Raw genomic sequence first — 2,442 nt, forward strand, 5'->3', positions numbered from 1 at the left:
ACGAAAAGTCAATTAATTGTTTTTACAAGCGAAAATTAGGCGATCAAGATCTGACCGATCTGTTTTCAGTCGAGCAACCGTAAGCCTTCGGGCGCGTTGATCAGACTTTCTCCACACCCTTATCCACAGGTTCTGTTGGCATCTCCGAAATGCCTACTGATGCGGATGTGTTGCCGTGCAGTTGCGAGTGCGGGGCGGAGGTGTTGCGGCTAAGTTGCGAAAAGCGGAAGCCTTGGTGCGAGCCGGCGCGGCTCGACCGGCTGGCGTGTCGGGTCGCGGACTGCGGCGACCCCGCAGGCATTGCTGTCGCGGGCTGGCGAAGCGATCAGACCGCAAGGGACTGCGCACGCGGCGGCTGATGCCCGAGCTGCGCAGAGATGCGCTCGGCGGCTTCGATGAGATCGGCGGCCCACTCGAGCCGACGGCGCTCGATCGGGGCAGAGACCGACAGACCGGCGCTCACGTTGCCGGTGCTGTCGTAGAGCAGCACGCCGATGCAGCCGACATCGAGCTCGGCCTCCTCGTTGTCCAAGGCATACCCCTGCGCCAGCGACTCGCGACATTCGGCGAGCAGGCGGGGGAGTGTGCTGACGGTGTTGCGGGTGTAGGCGGGCAGGTTGGTGCGCGTGGCATAGGCCCGGATCGCCTCCTCGCCGGCGGCACCCAGCATCAGCTTGCCGACCGCGGTGACGTGCAGAGGGGCACGGGAGCCGACCAGTTGCTGCACGTGGATCATCCGGTTCGGCGTCGCCTTCTCGATATAGACCACCGCGTCGCCCTCGCGGATGGTCAAGTTCACGGTCTCGCCCAGCCGGTCGCGCAGCGCCTCCATCACGGGTCGGGCGATGGCGCGGACATCGACGTTGGCGTGCAGTCTCACACCCAACTGCAGCAACCGCAGCCCGAGACGGTAACCCCCGACCGCGTCCTTCTCGACGAACCGGTTCTGGATCAGCGAGGCCAGGATGCGATGCGCGGTCGAGGCATGCAGCCCGGTCTCGGCGGCCAGGATCTTGAGACTCACCGGCTCGGAATAACGGGCGATGGCGTCGAGCAGGGCGGCAGCACGATCGATGACCTGGATGTGCGGTGCGATGGCGGGTTCGGACATCATCGGCTCAGCTCACAGTTCAGGGTCTCGACCGCGAAGCCGACCACCTGTCGGCGCTCGCGACTGAACTCCACGCCGATCAGATGGATGGGTTGGTCGTCGGCGCGGTACTTGTCTGCATAGCCGCGGTCCTTGATCTGCTGCAAGGCTCGGCCCTCGGGTTCCAGTTCGACCACCTTGAACTCGAACAGATAGATCTGCCCGTTGAACCGCAGGGCCAAATCCAGCCGGCCGGCGTGACTGCTCTCCTCCGGGGTCAGATCCAATCCGAGTGCGGCGAAATAGGCGTAGAAGACGCTCGCGTAATAGCCCTCGTAGCGGGCGATCGGGTTGTTGCGATACCAGTCGTTGGGGATGCTCGCAAAGAAGGCGGTGAAGAGCTGTTTCAGTCCGTCAAAGTCATTGGCCAGCAGCAGTCGATGGAGGGATTTGCGGTGTTGCACCTCGGTCTGGTCGGGCGGGGTCCAAGCGGTCAGCAAGGCGCCGTTGAGGCTTTGGTCGACCTCGCGATTGGGATAGCGCAGTTGATAAAAATAAGTTCCGCTGATCTCCTCCTCGCGCTCGATGGTGAGATAACCGCTCTGGAAGAGCAGCGCCTCGGTCGCGATGTGGTCGACTTCGAAGGCGGAGAGCAGGGTGGCGTCGGTCTCCATGTGGCCGAGCCGGGGGAGCCAGGTCTCGCGTTCGGTCAGCATGTCCACGAGTAAGGCCGGGGTGCCGGTCTCGAACCACCAGGGGCGGAACTGGCGCTCCTTGAACAGCAACAGCACATCGAAGGGGTTGTAGACGGCCTCGCCGGTCCAGTTGTAGCCGTTGTACCAAAGCCGGATCCGCTCGCGATCCAACCCCTCGAGCTCCGGGCCGAAGACACAGTCCAGATCCGTCTCGGTGTAGCCGCAGATGGCCGAATACTCGCGTGACAGGGTGACATCGCGCAGATTATTGAGCCCCGAGAAGAGGCTGACCTTGCTGAATTTGCTGACCCCGGTCAGCAAGGCAAAGCGGATATGGGCGTCGGAGTCCTTGATCACCGACGGATGACCGGATAGCGCGTCGTCCAATCCCAGTGGTCATGAACATGAAGGCCGCGAAACAAGGGCTCGTTGCCCGCGAACAGCTCGCCGAGTGTGTCGAGAAAGAGAGACTTACCGAAGCGACGCGGGCGCGACAGGAAGTAATATTTGCCTTCGCTGATCAGACGCCGAGCAAAGTCGGTCTTGTCGACATAGTAGTGGTCACCGTCGCGGATCTCGCGAAAGGTCTGGATGTCGATGGGCAGGATCTTCCGGGTCATGACATGGGTCTGAATGGCGAGTGCGTATCTCGGGATT

Annotated in this window: 1 protein-coding gene and 1 pseudogene; both read right to left on the reverse strand. The window is 62.4% G+C overall.

What is annotated here, in order from left to right; translation table 11 throughout:
- Window positions 1–325: 325 nt before the first annotated feature.
- The gene (locus GPT33_RS16775) at window positions 326–1,114 is read right to left on the reverse strand and encodes an IclR family transcriptional regulator (RefSeq protein WP_296811237.1); all 789 of its coding nucleotides are present in this window, start codon (window positions 1,112–1,114) and stop codon (window positions 326–328) included.
- A pseudogene (locus tag GPT33_RS16780) lies at window positions 1,111–2,405 on the reverse strand (AAA family ATPase). Before GPT33_RS16780 ends, GPT33_RS16775 begins: the two are co-directional and overlap by 4 nt.
- Window positions 2,406–2,442: the final 37 nt, after the last annotated feature.

The sequence above is a fragment of the Thiocapsa sp. genome (assembly GCF_011390875.1).
Classification (GTDB): Bacteria; Pseudomonadota; Gammaproteobacteria; order Chromatiales; family Chromatiaceae; genus Thiocapsa.

Coding starts and splice junctions, on each gene's coding strand:
- GPT33_RS16775 (WP_296811237.1), bottom strand. CDS start 1,114: ATGATGTCCGAACCCGCCATCGCACCGCACATCCAGGTCATCGATCGT.